Genomic DNA, 15,990 nt, shown 5'->3' with positions numbered 1-15,990 from the left:
TGCCCGTGCGGAGCCGGGTCAGCTCTCCCGGCGGTCGCGGATCTCCTCCGCGAGGGCCTCCTGCGCCTCGCGCGCGGCCGGCAGCGACGCCATCCGCGGCATCAGCTGCGAGGTCAGCAGCGTGGTCAGCGCCGAAGTGTCGGTGCCGGCACCGGAGCTGTCGGTGCGGACCACGACCGGCTGCGGGGCCGAGCCCGCGAGCTTCGCCCCCACCTCCAGCTGGCGGCGCGCCAACTCGTACTGCAGGACCGCGCGGTTGTCCCGGTAGGCCTGCGCGAGACGCCGCTGCGCGCGGGCCTCGTTCTCCGCGGAGATCAGACCGCTGCGGCCCCGCGTCTCGATCTCGAAACGCACCTTCTGCGCCTCGGTCTCCTGCTCCTCCAGCAACTGGGCGACCCGCTCGCGCGCCTGGTTGAGCGCCGCCTTCACCTCGACGATGCGGGCGTCGCGCACCTTCTTCGCACGCTCGATGTCCATGCCGAGGCTGTCGATGCGGCGCTTGCGGGTCAGGCCCCACTCCTGCTCGTACGCGGTGCGCTCCTTGGCGACCCGCTCACGCGTCGACAGGTGCTGCTGGTACTGCGCGGGCAGCTGCACGTCCGGAATGTTGGAGCCGGTGATGCGGACGCCGTACCGGTCGAGCTGCCGGTTGAGCAGGTCCTGCATGTCGGCGACGTCCGAGCCGCGCAGGTCGTACGCCCGCTCGGTCTGCACCTGCCGGCCCCGCTGCCGGATGGCGTCCTGCACGGCGCTGGAGAGCACGAGGTCGAAGTTGCCCGCGCCGATCGACCGCACGAACTGCACGGCGTCGACGATGCGGAACTTCAGGAAGAACTCGATCGACCGCAGCGGCACGTTCTCCCGCGTCGGGCAGGCCACGACGGGCGCCGAGTACGGGATCTCCGTCGCGGTGTCCACGACGAAGTCGACCCGCGACCACGGGTGCCAGAGGTAGTGACGGCCCGGGTCCAGCGTGCGGACGATGGCGCCGTAGCGGGTGAGGATGCCGTTCGTGCCCTGCTCGATCTCGACGATCGACGAGCGCCACCACCACAGGCCGCTCACGAGCAGGAACAGCACGCCCAGCACGTACGCGACGGTGGCGAGGGCGCCGAACGCCACCTCGCCGGCCCCGGTGTCGGCGTCCTGCAGGGTGAGCATGACGCCGGTCAGCAGGGAGAACACCGCGAGCCACATCGGCAGCATCCACCAGACGCGCCGGGTGTGCCGGGGGATGATGACCGGCACGATCGTGCCCGCCTCGCCGCCGCGCAGCAGGCGCGGGACGTCGCTCCAGGGAGCGACCTCCTCCGTGATGACCGACCTGCGGTTCTGCGTGGCGCTCACTGGTCCCCCTCCTCGCTGTCGTCGACGCGCGGCGCGTGGGTCACGGCGCCGTCCGCGGCGGATTCCGCCTGGCCCTCGTCGGCGACGGCCGCCGTCGGGTCCGTCTCGCCCGGCACGGTGGGCCGTTCCGCCTCCCGCAGGGCGCGGATCTCCGGTTCCCGCTCCGCGATACGGGCCGAGACCTCCTCCAGCCGGGACCGCACGGCGGCCATGTCGTCCTCGGAGAACAGCTCCTCGCCGCGCTCACCGATCAGTTCGTGGGCGAGTGCCAGGAAGTCGACGCCCGCGGCGCCGTCGGCCTGGCCGGAACCACCGATGCGGACCAGGCGTGGCAGGTGGCCCGCCACGCCCTCGAGGGTGTCCAGCACCTGCTGCCGGTAGCGGTACTCCAGGATCTCCGGGGCCTCCGCCGCGGTCACCGCACGGATGTCCAGGGCCTGCGCCTCCAGCAGCGCGGCGTTCGCCTTCGCCTCCGACTCCGCCTGCACGTACCGCTGGTTGGCCAGCGCGTGGGCGCGGTTGGTCTCGCGCTCCACCGCGGTGTCCATCTGCGCCTGGTACTGGGCGATCTCCGCCTGGATCGCGGACAGCGTCTCCTGGCTGCCGGCGAGCTCCTTGGTGAGGTCGCCCTCGTCCTGCTCCTTGCGCAGCTGGAGCGCGTACTCGTGGGTGTAGGCGTCCTTCGCCATCCGCACCATCTCGGGCGCGGCGAGGTCCATCCGGTAGCCGCGGTCGGACGGTTCGGCGTGCGTGATGTTCGCGTTCGTCAGTTCGACCGCCGGGAGGAACTGGTGGTTGAGCTGCTCCAGGAGCCGCCCGGTGTCCTCGCCGACCATGTCGTAGATCCCGGAGGCCTCCTGCTCGTAGATGAGGCTGCGGATGGTCTCGCTGACGGCGTTGTTCAGCTTCTCCTCGAAGCCGCGCACCGCGCCGAGGGTGTAGACGAACTCCTCGGGGTCCCGGATCCGGAACTGGATGAACAGGTCGATGGAGGCCTTCACGCCGCCGCGGGTCGGGGCCTCCCGCACCGGTGCGTTGAACGGGTACTCGCGGGTGGTGTTGACGATGTAGGACACGCGCTTGAAGGGGCTGATGAGCACGACCCGTCCGGGCCCGACGATCTTCTCCAGCTTCCCGAAGCGCGTGATCAGGGCGTGGCTGCCGTCCGGCACCATCACCATGCCCTGCCGCCACCACACGAACGCGACGGCGCCCACGGCCATCACCCAGTAGTGCAGCCCGAACAGGGGATGGGTGAGCGTGCCGATGCCCGTCGCCCCGGAGGTCGCGGCGGCGATCGAGGACCCGATGATGCCGATGACCAGCAGCAGCGACACCGGCAGCATGCTCAGGAACGACCGGCCGCGCGGAATCACCATCGGGCAGATCGCGTGGACCTTGCGGCGGCCCTCGCGCTGCTGCCTGCTGCGGTTGAGCGCCTCACCGGCCTCGCTGAGCGGAACCGTCTCCTCGGACATCACCGTGTCGATGTCGCCGGCCTGTTCCCTGGCCGCCGGGAAGTCCGCCGGATCCATCCCGTCCTGGCGGGGCGGCCCTTCGCCTTCCGAAGTCTCCTCCGGGGGCGGCGCCTCGCCGCCGCCCGCGCCGGCGTAGCGGCGCAACTCGCTCTCCGCGACGGAGCGCGGGTTCTCGCCCTGGGCGACGGCCCGGGCGGCCCTTCGTAGTGTCTGGCCGTGTGAAGCCACGAACTCCCCCTGTCGTGTGATCTCGGTCTGCGGCTCCCCATCCCACACCATGCATTCCAGCCAGAGACAGCGGGGCGCGCCGATCGTGACGCGACCGGTACGGGACGAGGGGAGGCGCGGACGTCTCGGCTCTCCTTCTCCGACGCACCCGGGCCTTTCAGGGTTGAGAGGGGTGGTCCGGACGGAGGCGTCGGCCGCCACGGAAGGGAGCGGGCGCCGGTTGCGTGGTGGGGGAGTGGCCGGAAACGACACCGCCCGGCGTCCCCTTCACGGGGAGCCGGGCGGCGTGCGATGCGCGGGGCGGTCGGGTCAGAGGGTGACGCCGTTCGCCCGCAGGTACTCGACCGGGTCGATGTCCGAGCCGTAGTCCGGGCCGGTGCGCACCTCGAAGTGCAGGTGCGGGCCGGTGCTGTTGCCGGTGGTGCCGACGGCGCCTATGGCCTGGCCGGCCTCGACCCGCTGACCGGCCGAGACCGACAGCGAGGAGAGGTGGCCGTACTGGCTGTAGCGGCCGTCGTCGTGCTGGATGACGATCTGGTTGCCGTAGGCACCGCCCCAGCCGGCGGAGACGACCGTGCCGTTGGCGGCGGCCTTGACCGTGGTGCCGGTGGCGGCGGCGAAGTCCACACCGGTGTGGTAGCCGCTGGACCAGCTGCTGCCCGCCTGGTGGTACGGGGTGCTGGTGGGGGCGTCGACCGGTGCGGAGAAGCCGCTGGCCGCCGAGTCGGCGGAGGTGGTCTCGGTCTCGGTGGATCCGGCCTTGCTCTCCGACGCCTCGTTGCCGGAGTCCTTGCTCCCGGCCTTCGTGTCGGCGGTCTTCTTCGCGGAGCTCTCCGACGTGCTCTTCCCGGTCTTGCCCGAGTCGCCCTTGCCGGATTCGGCGGCGTTCAGCGTGAACTCCTGGCCGGGGAAGATGAGGTCGGGGTTGCCGCCGATGACCTCGCGGTTGTCCTCGTACACGGTGTGCCAGCCACCGTCGACGTCGTGGGAGCGAGCGATCTGGAAGAGCGTGTCGCCGCTGACCACGGTGTAGCTCGAGGGGGCGATCTTCCGCGAGTCCTCGGAGCGGGAGGCCTTCTTCGGGGCGGATCGGGCGGTGTCCTCGGACTGCGGGGCGGCCGAGGCCGCGTCGCCGCTGCCGTCCGGGTCGACATCCGGGGCGCCGCTGTTCTGCTGCAGGCCGGCCTGCGGGCCGCAGACGGGCCAGGCGCCCGGCCCCTGCTGCGCCAGCAGCTTCTCGGCCGCGGCTATCTGCTGGTCCTTGGTGGCCAGGTCGGCGCGCGGCGCGTACGCGGTACCGCCCGCGGCCTCCCAGCTGGACTGGGTGAACTGCAGGCCACCGAAGAAGCCGTTGCCGGTGTTGATGCTCCAGTCGCCGCTGGACTCGCACTCCGCGACCTTGTCCCAGGTGTCGACGGAAGCTGCCTGGGCCCCGCCCGCGGTGGCGAGGGGGAGGGCGATGCCGGCGCCGCCCGCGGTCAGGGCGAGAGCGGTGGCGCGGCGGGCGAAGCGCTGGGTCTTGGGGCGACGATGACGTCCACGTGCAGACATGCTGATGGTCCTCTCCGACGCCTGCGAGGTGAGCTGTCGGGTTCGGGCTGGAGTTGCCCGGTCGCCTGCGCGAGCGCCACGAGCGGCGCGCTCACTGCGACTTCACCCCTAGCCGTTCCGGGCACACGGACTCCCGGCGCGGCACTTACCTGGGTCCCCCACTCCTGCCGTTCATGGGTCACGGGTGGCACCTGCACCGGGCGGCAGGACTCGGCGTCCCGGTTCAGGTCCGCCGCTCAGCGCGACGGCGTGGGAACCAAAGCACATCGGTTTCGCCGACGGCAAGAAAACGGACAGCGCGGAAGATCGTCACAAAGGCTTCACGGGCTCTCGACGCGACGGTCCGCTCCGTTCCGTTTTCGCTCGGTTGTGTCGATCTTCCCTCTTGTGGCGCGAAGTGGGCGCGTGACCAGGGATGTTGAGAAGGGCCCATCGAAAGGGCGGGCGCGAATGACTCCGTATCGTGACCGCGGTGTTATTCGCGTCACGCCCCCAATGGCAAACCCGTATCTACGGGTGCGGAGTGATGCAAAACGGGCCAGACGGGCAAAAGGTGCCTTCTGTCTTTTCGTCGCTTCCACTCCACAAAGGTGGCAACTGGCGCGCGTTGGCGTGAAACGGGGCTCGGGTGCCGTCGCGTCAGCCGAGGGCGTCGAAGCGCACCCCGGTCAGGTCCTCGGAGAGACCCCACAGCCGTTCCGCCGTGGAGTCGTCCCGCGTCCACGGAGCACGCCACGACCGGCCCGGCCCACCGCGCAACCCCAGGACCCTCGGCCCGGTGAAACTGTCGGGCACGACCTCCTCCGACGTCGCCGCGTACAGGGTGGCGGCGGCGCCCAGCTCGGCGGGGGAGCCGACCGCCGCGTTCGCCAGGCGCATGAACCGCTCCCCGACGCGGTCACCGGCCAGGCGCGGCCCCTTCGTCTGCAGTTCGGTCGCCGAGTACCCGGGGTGGGCCGCTGCGGCGATCAGGTCCCGGCCGTTGACGCGGCGCGCCAACTCGTGCGTGAAGAGCAGATTGGCCGTCTTGGAGCGGCCGTACGCCATCCAGCGCCGGTACCGGCGCTCGCAGTGCGGATCGCGCAGGTCGACGTTGCCCAGGACGTGCATGAGGCTGGAGACGGTCACCACCCGCGCGCCCTCCGCCGCCAGCAGCCGGTCCATGAGCAGGCCCGTCAGGGCGAAGTGGCCGAGGTGATTGACGCCGAACTGCATCTCGAAGCCGTCGGCGGTCCTCGCATGCGGGACCGCCATGAGGCCCGCGTTGTTCACCAGCAGGTGCAGCGGCTCGTCCGGGAGTGCCGCCGCGAACGCCCGGACGCTCTTCAGATCGGCGAGGTCGAGCTGCCGCAGTTCCGCATCGGCCTCCGGCACCTCGGACAGCAGCCGGGCCAGCGCCTGCTCGCCGCGGCCCCGGCTCCGGCATCCCAGCACCACGCGGCAGCCCCGCCGCGCCAGCTCGCGGGCGGTGACATAGCCCAGACCGCTGTTGGCCCCGGTCACCACCGCGGTGCGACCGCCCTGCCCGGGGATCCTCCGTGCCGTCCAGCCCATGACGTCTTCCGTTCCTCGTCCGTGCGGCGCGCCGTCCTGCGGCCCGGCCCCGGCCTGCCCGCGTCCTGCGGGCACAAGCCTATGACCGGCTGACGGGCGCCGCGACAACCACCCGTGCGGCATGCTGGAGGCATGTACTCCGAGCGCCCGTCGCGACTCGGCGGCGGCACCGTCGTGTGGGCGCGGACGGTCACCGCGCAGGCGGCCCCCGGGCTGGTGCTGCCCGACGGATGCATGGACCTGCTCTGGAACGACGGCCTGCTCGTCGCGGGGCCCGACACCACCGCGTACGAGACCGCCGAAACGGCCGGCACCCGCTGGACGGGCGTGCGGTTCGCCCCCGGGACCGGGCCCGCGGTGTTCGGCGTGCCCGCGCACGAACTGCGCGACCAGCGGGTGCCGCTGGAGGCGCTGTGGCCGTCCGCCGAGGTGCGGCGGCTGGCCGAGGAGGTGGCGGCCGCACCCGACCCCGGGGTTGTGCTGGAACGTGTCGCCTGGCGACGGGACGCCCCCGATCCGCTGTGCGCCCCGCTGGTGGAGGCCCTGCGGCAGGGGCATGGTGTCGCGACGGCCGCCGAGGCCACCGGGCTCAGCGAACGACAGCTGCGGCGGCGCTCCCGGGAGGCATTCGGCTACGGACCCAAGACCCTTGCCCGCGTGCTGCGCATGCGGCACGCGCTGCGGCTGGCACGCGGCGGCATGCCCCTCGCCGAGGTGGCGGCGACCGCCGGGTACGCCGACCAGGCCCACCTGTCGCGGGACGTGCGGGCCCTGGCGGGTCGGCCCCTCAGCCGGCTGCTGGAGCCTCGCTGAGCGGCGCGAACAGGTCGACGGTGTTGCCGTCCGGGTCCTTCACGACGGCATAGCGCTGCCCCCAGAAGGCGTCCCACGGGGACCTGTGCCCGGTGTACCCGGCGCCGGTGACGTCGGCGTACACCGCATCCACGTCCGCCGGGGAGTCGCAGCGGAACGCCAGACTCAGGCGGCCGGTGTTCTGCCGCGGAGTCGGCCGCGACCACGCGGAGTCGAACGAGCCCACGGTGTCGTCGGTGTCCCAGGCCATCCGGAGGCCGCCCGGCAGCATCGCCTCCACATGGGGCTCGGCCTCCGCCCCGGCGGGGAGGTCCAGGCCGAGCCGACGATAGAAGGCGAGAGAGGCGGGAAGGTCGGCGGTGACGATGCCGACGAGGTCGAATCGAGGTGTCATGGGGCCGACGCTACGGCGGTCGGGGCGCGCAGGTCTTGAACGAATCGGCCATCCGGCGCCACCTGCGTCCCGCGAGCGGCGCCGGGGTGCGGCAGGGTGCGACGGCGGCACCGATCGCGATGCAGGTCGTAGACCTTGCCGCAGCGTCCGACCCGGAGTTTCGAGAACCCAGTCTGTGTTCAGCCGAAGTCGCTTATGCCGGGAGTCGGGTGGGTGCTGAGGGAATCGTCGTATGTCGGCATGTTTGTGCCGTGGGGTGATTGAGGGTCCAGCAGCCTGTTCGTCGGGTCGAAGTCGGGTGAACCGGTCGCGGGTGCGACAGGATGCACTATCCCATGCTGCAGTGGCGAAGGCAGACTGCCTGGAGCCGCCTGCGTGTTGGTTTCTGTTTCGGTCTCCTCGAAATTCTGCGAAGCGCGTTGCTCGTTCCAATCATGGTTCTTGGCGCAGGACCGCAGGTTGTCGCCGGCTGCACGAGTCCGGGCATGCAGTCCATCGAGCGCCGGTTTCCAGCTGGCCGCGATCTCTCCCAGTGCTGCGCCGATCGACCAGCCGGTGAGCGAACCGCCTGCGGTGTCCGCTTCCTTGATGGCCTTATCGGCGGGTTCTTTCATGGTGTGCGCTATGTCGTCGCAAGCTCCGGCGGAGGCGCGCAGTTCGGTCGGATCGGCGTTCAATCCCTGAGACACGCAGGTTCCTCTCCTCGTGCGACCTTCAGTGGCTTGGCAGATCAGGGGTTTCGCGGATTTACATCTGCTGCTGTTCGACGCCCGGCGGGAGCATGCAGGGGGTGCGCACCCCGAAAGAAAGACGCTGTGGTCCGGTTTGCCCGGAGCCCACGGTGTGGGCTGTGATCAGGTAGGAGTTCTCCACGTTGCGCATTTGCAGCGTCGCTGATTCGTAGGAGTTCTTGAATTGCCGGTATCCAAGTACTTTGTAGCCGTGCTGCGGGAGTTCGTGGCGGAGTTTCCTGACAACGCGAGTGTGCTCCGAGGTGGGAGCTGGAGAGTAGATGTAGTAGAAGAGACTGTACCGGCCGTCCTCGGCGACTTCATCGTTTACTCCGACGCAGTTCTCCCAGTTTACGTGAGCCGTCGGTGGAAGGAGATCGACGTCGGTGAGTCGTGCCATATAGGTGGTGTAGTCCTCCGCCCACTTCAGTGCTGCATCCTTCTTCATGCGGGGAAGTGGGGCGTTGGGGTCATCGCTCTGGGACACGCAGCCTCCGATCGACGCCAACGTGAACACAGCAAGCAACGTGTGCAGGAGTCGGCTACAAGCCGGGGATGATCCGCGTGTTTCCCGACGTGTCGGCCCCCTCCTTGGGAGCTTCCGACGGCGGTTTACCGGCGATGACTGCTCCCTGATTGTCGAGCGAGACACTTCCACGATCCCAGTAGCCGCTGTGCCCCTCGGTGTCGACCACAAAGTTGTTGCCCCCAAAGCTCTCGTCCATCGGATCCGGACCGAGTGTGAGGCCGGACGCGTGGTTGCTGACGGAGTCGTCCTCTGCTCCTCCGATCCACACGTGCTCGGGGTCCATCTGCAGATCCTCTGCCGTGCCTACCGTCATGCCGGGGCTGCCCACCACCAGAACGTCGTCCGCGCCCAGCCCCTGGCCTCCTGCGGCTGCGGCTCCGACCACCGAAGAGCCGTAGCTGTGCCCGAGAACGGTGGTGTGACTCGGGGAACCGTCATGTGAAGCCTGTGTTCCGGCCACGAACCGACGAAGGTCCGGGGCAGCGTCGTCGGCCCGCCCGGTGCCTGCGACGCTCACGTTGGCGTCGCCTCCCGTGGCCTCGGGTGCGTCGTAGCCGAACCAGGTGACCATGGCCACGTTCCCGCCGCCGGCGTGCTCCTCTGCAGCGCCCTGCAGTCTGTCGATCCGTTCGAGCTGGCCCGGCACGCTCTCCATCGTGGTGTTGGTGCCGGGCACCAGAATTCCCGTGTGCGCGGCGGTGTCCGGGTTGCCCTGCGCGACGATCGCGCGACCGTCCTCCTTCGAGTCGTATCCGAGCAGATACAACTCCTTGCCGTCCTGCGCGCTGTCTCCGGCCTCGAGCCGTTCGCTGAGCAGCGCTGCGTTCCACAGTCGCTTGTTGATCGCCCCTGAGTCCTCGCCGGGGAAGGCTTCCCGGGTGTTGCCCTCTCGCAGGAGATTGAGTTCCTGTTCCAGGGCGGTGCGGTTGGCATCGTTGCGGGTCTCTGTGGGGAGCCCGTCCGTTGCGCCGATCTGTTTCGGGTACAGCGCCTCGTACTCCTGGCGCTGCTCAGGGCTGAGGGCCTGCCACCATGTGGCTGCGGCCTTCGGATCATCTTCGGGTATCTGGGGGTCCTGGACCCCGATGGCCTTCATGGCCCGCTCGGTGTCTTCGGCCGATTCCGCCACTGCGTCGTGGCCGTACGGGTCGGTGAGAATGTCCCCGTTCAGAACAGCGAGGGCCTTCTTTCCGTCGTCGCTGGCCTTGTGGGCGTCGGCCAGTGCGTCGTCGATGCGCCCGCGATACGTGCCGAGCTGACCGCTGCGATCCATGATCATCTGTTGTGCGTCGGGATCATTGTGTGGCAGGCCGTCGGTCGTCGGATCGCTCACCCAGCCGTCGTCGTCGACCTCGTAGTGATTCTCCTCCGCACTACGCACAGCGCTACGTAGATCTGTCTGTGCTTGTTCCATCCAGAAGCGAGTCGTGTCGAGGACCGTTGCGATGGTCATGGCTTCTGTCTCGACAACGCCGATCCGGGATTCGACATTCTCCAGGTAGTACATCCCTGCATCCGCGTCGTCACCTTTCCACGTGTGGTGCAGGGGCCCGGTGACGTGTCGCCGGTGACGGTCGGTGAGCGCATCCATGGTTCTCGACAACTTCCGCCATGCTTTGACGGCCGCTTCCAGATCAGAGAAGTCCTGACTCATCAGGCGGGAGAACTCAGAAGCCATGACGGCTCCGGTTGACCATCGTCGCCCTTCGGTCGGGACGCAGCACATCGCGACAATGCCTCATAAACGATCCCCCGTTGCTTCGCTGCAATTCCCCAGCGGTGCTGCCGTCAGCCTAGCAGGGGGACCTCGCGGCGGGTTGGGTTCTCCTCTGCCATGCCGAAGCCTGCGGGAAGCAGGCTGTGGATCCCTGCGCTCGTCAGGCCGTTCGATGCTGTTGAGCCACGGCGAGCCGGCAGTCGCGGACCGCTCCGGTACTCCGACGGGCCCGCGGGGCTACGGTGGCCGCATGGCCGACAACGTCCCGGAGACCCTGACCGTCCTGACCACCATCGACAGCGCCGAGAAGGCCGAGACGCTGGCCCGCGGTGCGATCGAACGCCGGGTTGCCGCCTGCGCGCAGATCAACGGGCCGGTCACGTCCGTGTACCGCTGGGAGGGGACGGTCCAGGCGGACCCGGAGTGGCAGGTGCTGTTCAAGACCGCGGCGGCCCGCTACTCCGCGCTCGAGGCATACCTGGGCGAGGCGCACGACTACGACGTCCCCGAGATCATCGCCACCCGCGTCGTCGAGGGCGGAGCGGACTACCTGCGCTGGGTCGTGGAGGAGACGACCGACCCCGGCGCGACGCTCCCCGCCTGACGGGCCGAGGACCTTACGGATTCCTGACGTCGCGCAGCCGCGGCGGAGTGGCGGTCCCGGACAGGACCGCGGGCGCCGTAGCGTGACGCCATGCGTGTACTGGTCACCGGCGGAGCAGGGTTCATCGGATCGCACATCACGGAGGCGCTGACCGCGGCCGGCCACGAGCCGGTCGTCCTCGACCTCGCGGGCGAGGGCGTCGACGTGGTCGCGGACGTGCGCGACCGCGACGCCGTCGCCGCCGCGGTCCGGGGCGTCGACGCCGTCTGCCACCAGGCGGCCGTGGTGGGCCTGGGCAAGGGCTTCCAGGACGCGGCGGACTACGTGGGCGTCAACGACCTCGGCACCGCCGTGCTGCTGGAGGAGATGGAACGTGCCGGCGTGCGCCGCTTCGTGCTCGCCGGATCCATGGTGGTCTACGGGGAGGGCCGCTACGCCTGCGCCGAGCACGGCGTCGTCCGCCCCGGACCCCGTGCCGTGGAGGACCTGGACGGCGGCCGGTTCGAACCGCCCTGCCCCCGCTGCGGCTCGCCGCTGGAGCCCGGAATGGTCGCCGAGGACGGCCCCGTGGACCCGCGCAACGTGTACGCCACGACCAAACTGGCACAGGAGTACCTGGCGGCCGCCTGGGCACGGGCGACCGGGGGCAGCGCGATCAGCCTGCGGTACCACAACGTCTACGGCGACCGGATGCCGCGCGACACCCCGTACGCCGGAGTCGCCTCCTTCTTCCGCTCCGCGCTGGAACGGGGCGAGGCCCCCCGGGTTTTCGAGGACGGCGCGCAGCGCCGTGACTTCGTCCACGTCACCGACGTGGCAGCAGCCAACGTCACCGCCCTCGAGGCGCTGGAGGGCGGCATGCACACGGGGGCGCTGCGGGCCTACAACACCGGCAGCGGCCACCCGCACACCATCCTCGACATGGCGACCGCCCTGGCCGAGGCGTACGGCGGCCCGCACCCGGTGGTCACCGGCGAGTACCGGTTGGGCGACGTCCGGCACATCACGGCCTCGTCCGACCTGCTGCACGAGGAACTCGGCCTGCGGGCACGCGTCGGATTCGCCGAGGGCATGAAGGGATTCGCCGCCGCCCCGCTGCGTTCCGTGCCGCCCGCCGCCGCACGCTCCTGACCGTCGCCCGGCCGGGGACGTCCGCTCGCGCGGGCGTCCCTCAGCCGGTGGCGTCCGTGGACGCCCGGCCGCCGCGGCCCAGCAGCCCGCTCGCCACGAACGCCAGCGCCGAGGCGACGCACAGGCCGGCCGCCAGGAGCAGCCAGCGTTCCAGGAACACGCCGTGGTCGAGCGTCGTGTACGACTCGTAGGGCTCCGGGCCGCCGAGGACCAGCGGGTACCAGGTCAGCAGCAGCACCAGCGAGACGAGCACCGGGAAGCGGACGAAGTTCACCGCCCGCGCGGGGGCTTCCCTTCCCCGGCGGCGCAGCACGCGCTGCAGACCGACGTCGGCGCCGCTGTACAGCGGCAGCAGCACCAGGTCGTGCAGCACCGCGGCCCCCGCGAACCAGAGCACCAGCCCGAGGACTTCGCTGTTCTCCACGAGCCGCACCCCCGCGTACGCGGTCAGGGCGAACGAGGCGAGCAGCAGCAGTGTGCGCAGCGGAGCCGCCGCGGAACGGCCGGTCATGCCGTGCCCTCCTGCTTCTCGAAGGTGAGCCGGGAGACCCACTTGGTGTTGTGGACGCCCGGGTTGGCCGGGACGATGATCCGTGCCGGGTAGCCGTGGTCGAGGGACAGGTCGGCGCCGTTGACGCGGAGTGCCAGCAGCGAGAGCGGGTCCCGCACCTGGTTGTCCCGGAGTCTCGCGGACCGGAAGGACCCGCTGAGCTGCAGGGACTCCACGAACACCCCCGGCGGGGCCGTGTCCTCGCCCACCAGCGCGGCCAGGTCGGACAGCCGCACCCCGCTCCATTCCTGGTCGTCGGTGGACCATCCCTCGACGCAGGCGATCGGCAGCCGTGCGGTGTGCTGCGGCAGCCGCAGCAGCTCGGCCCGGTCGAGCACGACCTTCCGGCCGCCGGTGCCGCGCAGCGTCAGCCGCCACTGCGGACCGACGTCGACGTCCCGGATACCGCGGGCCTGCGCCGTCTTGTTGATCTGGAATCCGTTCGGGCCCGGGCCCGGGTCCTGGCTGCGCGGCGCCAGCAGCGCGGTGCCGCGCAGCGAACCGCCGATGCTCTGCCCGGCGGTCACCCCGAGCATGACCAGCGACCCCAGCGACACCATGCCGAGCGCCCCGCGCCGGGAGACGGTCGCCGCGGCGGGAGCGGGGGAGACCAGGCCGGTCGCGTCGGGCGGTTCGGGCTCGGTGCGCCGCGTGGGCGTCCGCAGTTCCTCGCGCAGGCTGCGGCCCCGCAGCGAGCGTCGCACCGTCCCCAGCCGCAGTGCCACGTGCACCACCACGGCGGCGATGAAGACCCAGGCGCCGTAGAAGTGGAGCGGGTAGAAGGAGCCGGGGAAGACGTACTCCAGCTGGATGTTGAGGACACCGGTCGCGAACTCGAACAGGGCGCCGCCGACGAGGAACAGCAGCGAGATGCGTTCGAGTGCGTGGTTGACGGACCGCACCGGCGGCCAGGCGAACAGCCGGGGGATCACCGACCACAGCTTGGCGAGCAGCACGGGGATGAGGACGAGCCCCAGTGTCACGTGCACGCCCTGGGTGAGGCGGTACAGCCAGTACGGGTGGGTGGGCCAGGCGAAGAGGTAGAACCCCAGCAGCCCCTTGTCCGGGGTCTTGTCGTTCGGTGCCCCCAGCCCGGGGTTGTAGGCGGCGTAGGACAGCAGCCCGGTCACGGCGACCGCGGCGAGGCCCACCAGGAGGACCAGCCCGAGGACGGAGGTGAGCCAGGGGCCGCGGATCGGGCTGCGCCAGAACTCGGGCCGGGCCGGTCCGGGCGGCGGCCGGCGGGGTGTGGCGGGGGCGGGTTCACCGTCCGCGGCTACGGGGGCGGCCGCCGCCGCGGCAGGCGGAGCCGGCTCCGGCTCCCGCTGCTGCTCCGCTTCCTCACGCGGGGCTTCGGGCTCCTCGGCCGGTGGGGACGCCGGTGCGTGAGCGTCGGGCGCGGGGGCCGCTTTCTCCTCCTCTTCCTGCTCCGTCGCCTCGCTCTTCTCCTCACCCCGGCCCTCACCCTCGCCCGCGGGCTGCTTCGGCGGTTCCGGTCGCGCGGGCTGTGCGGGCTGTGCGGGCCGTTCGGGTGTGGGCGACGGCTCGGCTCCCGCCGGGCTCCGACCCTCCGCCCCGTGCTCGCCCTCCGGTGTGCTGCCCGCCGAGTCGCCCTCCGGCGGTGGGGTGGCCTCCTGCGGCGACTCCTCGCCGGAGGGGCCGCCGCGGGCCTCCCTGCCGTTCCCCTCGTGGTCCGGCCCCGGGCCGGGCCCGTTGTCGCGGTCGCGGTCTTCGTCGTCCATCTTGTCCCTCGCACGGCAGACCCGGAAGCGGGCTCCCTGCGACGCTATGCCACCCGGCCGCGGTTTCCCGGGAGGCTGCCGATGACGAAACCGTGACGCCCTGCCACGACCCCCGGGGATCTGACGGTCCGGTGACACCCGCTCCCGCGTCGCGACTGCGCCCTCCTGCCGTGTCTACGGTGACCACGTGAGTTCAGTGCATCAGGACCCGGAGACCTCCGAGGTCTCCCCGCCCTCCCGCTCCCGCCCGGCACGCCGCCTGCCCGGCCGTGCCGCCCTCGTCGACCTCGCCGCGCCCGCCGTGGCTGTGGTGCTGTTCGCGGTCGCGTCCGTCATCGGGTGGCACCTCCACCTGACGTACGACGTGCTGCACCTGCCGTGGCCCCCGCTCTACGCCCATTGGCGCCCGCACATGGGTCCCGGCACACCCGCCGCGCTCGTCGTCGCCGTGCTCGTCGCCGCGTACGGGCCGTCCGTGGCACGGCGCCTGCAGTGGCGGACCCTGACCCGGGTCTCCTGGGCCGGATCGCTGGCGTGGTGCTGGTCGCTCGCTCTCGTCGACGGCTGGGACAAGGGTTTCGCCCGCAGGCTGACCACCTCGTACGAGTACCTCCAGGAGGTCGACGGGGTCCACGACATCGGGCACTTCCTGCGCACCTTCACCGACCACATCCTGATGGGCTCGCCCGACAACTGGGTGGCCCATGTGGCGGGACACCCGCCGGGCGCCCTGCTCACCTACGTGTTCCTCGACCGGATCGGCCTCGGAGGCGGGGCGTGGGCCGCGGTGTTCACCATCGCGGTAGCGTCCTCGGCCGCCGCGGCCGTGCTGGTCGCGGTGCGGGCGCTGTGCGGCGAGGACACCGCGCGCCGCGTCGCGCCGTTCGCCGTGCTCTCGCCCGCCGCGGTGTGGCTCGCGGTCTCCGCCGACGGCTACTTCACCGGCGTCGCCGCCTGGGCGCTGGCGCTGCTGGCCCTGGCCGCGACACGCGGCGCGGGACGCGGCCGCCTCCTCGCCCTGGCGTCCGGAGTGCTGTTCGGCCTCTTGTGCTACTTGTCGTACGGCCTGGTGCTGGTCGGGCTGATCGCCCTGGCGGTGCTGATCGTCGCCCGCACCTGGCGACCCGTCCCGTGGGTCCTGCTGGGCATGTTGCCGTGGTTCGTGGCCTTCACCGCGGCGGGCTTCTGGTGGTTCGACGGCTACACCACCTTGGTGGAGCGCTACTACCAGGGGGCCGCCGGCGTCCGGCCCTACGCGTACTTCCTGTGGGGCAACCTCGCCGCGAACGTGGTGACGGTCGGACTGGCCGCCGCCGCAGGGCTGCGGCGCGCCGCCACCGAACTGCCCGGCGCGGCACGAAAGCTGCGCAGCGGCACCGCCCCGGCCGGAGCGGCGGCGCTCGCCGTACTGGTGGCGGGCGGGGTCGCCGCGCTGCTCGTCGCGGACGTTTCGGGGATGAGCAAGGCGGAGACGGAACGCATCTGGCTGCCCTTCACGCTGTGGCTGGTACCCGCCGCCGCGCTCCTGCCGGCGCGCAGCCACCGCTGGTGGCTGGCGGCACAGGCCGCGCTCGCCCTGACGGTCAACCATCTGCTGTTCACCGGCTGGTGAGGCGGGTCC

At 71.1% G+C, this 15,990-nt stretch carries 14 protein-coding genes and 1 riboswitch; of the genes, 4 read left to right on the top strand and 10 right to left on the bottom strand.

Features of this window, described 5'->3' with window-relative positions:
- Positions 1 to 18: 18 nt before the first annotated feature.
- From ACL06G_RS09480 to ACL06G_RS09465, 4 genes are all read right to left on the bottom strand, one after another.
- Positions 19 to 1,347, bottom strand: coding sequence for an SPFH domain-containing protein (locus ACL06G_RS09480; RefSeq protein ID WP_412786905.1), 1,329 nt, complete (start codon positions 1,345 to 1,347; stop codon positions 19 to 21).
- Entirely contained in the window at positions 1,344 to 3,104 is a 1,761-nt protein-coding gene (locus tag ACL06G_RS09475) for an SPFH domain-containing protein (protein ID WP_412786904.1), read from the bottom strand. The genes ACL06G_RS09480 and ACL06G_RS09475 overlap by 4 nt, the downstream gene beginning before the upstream one ends.
- A gap of 258 nt (positions 3,105 to 3,362) precedes the next feature.
- A complete protein-coding gene (locus tag ACL06G_RS09470; RefSeq protein WP_412786903.1) occupies positions 3,363 to 4,604 on the bottom strand; it encodes a peptidoglycan DD-metalloendopeptidase family protein in 1,242 nt (413 codons plus the stop codon).
- Positions 4,605 to 4,607: 3 nt separating this feature from the next.
- A riboswitch (cyclic di-AMP (ydaO/yuaA leader) is annotated at positions 4,608 to 4,800 on the bottom strand.
- A 443-nt stretch (positions 4,801 to 5,243) separates the two neighbouring features.
- Positions 5,244 to 6,158 (bottom strand): oxidoreductase, encoded by a 915-nt coding sequence (locus ACL06G_RS09465; protein ID WP_412786902.1) that lies wholly within the window; start codon positions 6,156 to 6,158, stop codon positions 5,244 to 5,246.
- A 132-nt stretch (positions 6,159 to 6,290) separates the two neighbouring features.
- Between ACL06G_RS09465 and ACL06G_RS09460 the strand changes: the two genes are divergently transcribed.
- Positions 6,291 to 6,971, top strand: a complete 681-nt coding sequence (locus ACL06G_RS09460) for a helix-turn-helix domain-containing protein (protein ID WP_412786901.1) — start codon at positions 6,291 to 6,293, stop codon at positions 6,969 to 6,971.
- Here ACL06G_RS09460 and ACL06G_RS09455 read toward each other — a convergent pair.
- The 4 genes from ACL06G_RS09455 to ACL06G_RS09440 form a co-directional block, all read right to left on the bottom strand.
- A complete protein-coding gene (locus ACL06G_RS09455; protein ID WP_412786900.1) occupies positions 6,946 to 7,365 on the bottom strand; it encodes a VOC family protein in 420 nt (139 codons plus the stop codon). The two genes, ACL06G_RS09460 and ACL06G_RS09455, sit on opposite strands and share 26 nt — an antisense overlap.
- A gap of 179 nt (positions 7,366 to 7,544) precedes the next feature.
- Positions 7,545 to 8,054, bottom strand: a complete 510-nt coding sequence (locus ACL06G_RS09450) for a hypothetical protein (protein WP_412786899.1) — start codon at positions 8,052 to 8,054, stop codon at positions 7,545 to 7,547.
- Between the two features lie 58 nt (positions 8,055 to 8,112).
- Complete coding sequence (locus tag ACL06G_RS09445) at positions 8,113 to 8,544, bottom strand: hypothetical protein (RefSeq protein WP_412786898.1); 432 nt, start codon at positions 8,542 to 8,544, stop codon at positions 8,113 to 8,115.
- 94 nt (positions 8,545 to 8,638) lie between these two features.
- The gene (locus ACL06G_RS09440) at positions 8,639 to 10,303 is read right to left on the bottom strand and encodes an alpha/beta hydrolase (protein ID WP_412786897.1); all 1,665 of its coding nucleotides are present in this window, start codon (positions 10,301 to 10,303) and stop codon (positions 8,639 to 8,641) included.
- A 289-nt stretch (positions 10,304 to 10,592) separates the two neighbouring features.
- On the opposite strand from ACL06G_RS09440, the gene cutA reads away from it, so the two are divergent.
- Positions 10,593 to 10,946 carry a divalent-cation tolerance protein CutA gene (cutA, locus tag ACL06G_RS09435; protein WP_412786896.1) on the top strand — a complete coding sequence of 118 codons (354 nt, stop codon included), beginning with the start codon at positions 10,593 to 10,595 and terminating at the stop codon, positions 10,944 to 10,946.
- A gap of 90 nt (positions 10,947 to 11,036) precedes the next feature.
- Complete coding sequence (locus ACL06G_RS09430; protein WP_412835721.1) at positions 11,037 to 12,077, top strand: NAD-dependent epimerase/dehydratase family protein; 1,041 nt, start codon at positions 11,037 to 11,039, stop codon at positions 12,075 to 12,077.
- A gap of 40 nt (positions 12,078 to 12,117) precedes the next feature.
- On the opposite strand, the gene ACL06G_RS09425 is transcribed toward ACL06G_RS09430, so the two are convergent.
- Positions 12,118 to 12,588, bottom strand: a complete 471-nt coding sequence (locus tag ACL06G_RS09425) for a hypothetical protein (RefSeq protein WP_412786894.1) — start codon at positions 12,586 to 12,588, stop codon at positions 12,118 to 12,120.
- Positions 12,585 to 14,369 carry a molybdopterin-dependent oxidoreductase gene (locus ACL06G_RS09420; protein ID WP_412835720.1) on the bottom strand — a complete coding sequence of 595 codons (1,785 nt, stop codon included), beginning with the start codon at positions 14,367 to 14,369 and terminating at the stop codon, positions 12,585 to 12,587. Before ACL06G_RS09420 ends, ACL06G_RS09425 begins: the two co-directional genes overlap by 4 nt.
- Positions 14,370 to 14,556: 187 nt before the next feature.
- Here ACL06G_RS09420 and ACL06G_RS09415 point away from each other — a divergent pair, with 187 nt between their 5' ends.
- The gene (locus tag ACL06G_RS09415; RefSeq protein ID WP_412786893.1) at positions 14,557 to 15,981 is read left to right on the top strand and encodes a hypothetical protein; all 1,425 of its coding nucleotides are present in this window, start codon (positions 14,557 to 14,559) and stop codon (positions 15,979 to 15,981) included.
- Positions 15,982 to 15,990: the final 9 nt, after the last annotated feature.

Source organism: Streptomyces callyspongiae (genome assembly GCF_047200695.1).
Taxonomy (GTDB): Bacteria; Actinomycetota; Actinomycetes; order Streptomycetales; family Streptomycetaceae; genus Streptomyces.
Note: the sequence above shows the minus strand (reverse complement) of the source record. Positions and strands in the feature narration are given on the sequence as shown.

Coding starts and splice junctions, on each gene's coding strand:
- ACL06G_RS09475 (WP_412786904.1), bottom strand. CDS start 3,104: ATGGTGTGGGATGGGGAGCCGCAGACCGAGATCACACGACAGGGGGAG.
- ACL06G_RS09470 (WP_412786903.1), bottom strand. CDS start 4,604: ATGTCTGCACGTGGACGTCATCGTCGCCCCAAGACCCAGCGCTTCGCC.
- ACL06G_RS09465 (WP_412786902.1), bottom strand. CDS start 6,158: ATGGGCTGGACGGCACGGAGGATCCCCGGGCAGGGCGGTCGCACCGCG.
- ACL06G_RS09460 (WP_412786901.1), top strand. CDS start 6,291: ATGTACTCCGAGCGCCCGTCGCGACTCGGCGGCGGCACCGTCGTGTGG.
- ACL06G_RS09455 (WP_412786900.1), bottom strand. CDS start 7,365: ATGACACCTCGATTCGACCTCGTCGGCATCGTCACCGCCGACCTTCCC.
- ACL06G_RS09445 (WP_412786898.1), bottom strand. CDS start 8,544: ATGAAGAAGGATGCAGCACTGAAGTGGGCGGAGGACTACACCACCTAT.
- ACL06G_RS09440 (WP_412786897.1), bottom strand. CDS start 10,303: ATGGCTTCTGAGTTCTCCCGCCTGATGAGTCAGGACTTCTCTGATCTG.
- cutA (WP_412786896.1), top strand. CDS start 10,593: ATGGCCGACAACGTCCCGGAGACCCTGACCGTCCTGACCACCATCGAC.
- ACL06G_RS09430 (WP_412835721.1), top strand. CDS start 11,037: ATGCGTGTACTGGTCACCGGCGGAGCAGGGTTCATCGGATCGCACATC.
- ACL06G_RS09425 (WP_412786894.1), bottom strand. CDS start 12,588: ATGACCGGCCGTTCCGCGGCGGCTCCGCTGCGCACACTGCTGCTGCTC.
- ACL06G_RS09420 (WP_412835720.1), bottom strand. CDS start 14,369: ATGGACGACGAAGACCGCGACCGCGACAACGGGCCCGGCCCGGGGCCG.